Source organism: Xanthomonas populi (genome assembly GCF_002940065.1).
GTDB classification, from domain to species: domain Bacteria; phylum Pseudomonadota; class Gammaproteobacteria; order Xanthomonadales; family Xanthomonadaceae; genus Xanthomonas; species Xanthomonas populi.
Window position 1 is genome coordinate 1 of the sequence record NZ_MDEJ01000292.1, and the last position, 919, is coordinate 919.

General features: G+C 57.3%; 2 pseudogenes. Both read right to left on the reverse strand.

Annotated features, from left to right (window positions below):
* Positions 1-378: 378 nt before the first annotated feature.
* Positions 379-567 (reverse strand): annotated as a pseudogene (locus XpopCFBP1817_RS20900) (IS5/IS1182 family transposase); the annotation flags it as partial.
* A 251-nt stretch (positions 568-818) separates the two neighbouring features.
* Positions 819-919 (reverse strand): annotated as a pseudogene (locus XpopCFBP1817_RS20905) (IS481 family transposase); the annotation flags it as partial.

Below are 919 nucleotides of genomic sequence, written 5' to 3' on the forward strand. Positions count from 1 at the left end.
CGCTGATTTTTTGAAGGTATGGTCATCATCCAGTGCGTGTCACCACGGCTACGACTTGGTTGTTCGAGGTGCCCTTAAGTAAATTTAGTATATAAAAAATAACAAATCCAACGAGGCAAGGAAATGGGCCGAAGTGTTGATTTTTTTTGTTGAGTTAAAATCTGTCCGAAGACTGCGAACCCAGGTCGCTATGTAAGCCGATTGTATAACCCACGCGCAATCCACTATTAGGGAATGCCTGATCTACCAGCCGTAGCCGTAGCCGGCGCTGCGCAGCTCGCAACGCGGATGCAGGGCAAAATCTCCCAGGTTCTTGATCGATGCGTCCGACGTTTCGCGCTGCACACCGCTTTTGGGCGGTCTGCAGGCGCAGGCCTGCTACGCCATCGCCAGCAACCTCCTGCGTGCCATCCACAGATCGACCAACGCGAACAGCGTCGTCACCTGCGAAGCGTTCTTGGCCAAGCCCGTGTCGCGCACCTTGACGTCACCGAACTGCCGCTTGAGAACCCGGAACGGATGTTCCACCGCCGCCCGGATCGAGGCCTTGGCCCGTTCTTCCGCGCGCCAGGAAATGCCCGCATTCACCGCAGATCCAGGCGTGCGGAAGGGAGGCTTGCCCATGATGGATGTATGCGTTAGTCCGAGCAAAAGGCGGCTAGCGGTTGCGTAGGCATCGACATCCTCATCGAGTTGTCCGGCGCCATGAGCGACCGGAACGCGTTCTGCAATCTTTGTGCATTGCTGCCCTCTTGCATCTGCGGGCGTGACGGGGGCAGCTGCGTTGCGGCAGGGGCTGCGTCAGCGCAGTGGCGCTTTTAGGTGTTCAGTCCCGGCAATAGATGGATCGGGTCCACCTTGAACCGCTCGGGTTCGGATGTCCACTGCTTGCAGATGAATTCGTACGGTGTCAGACCCT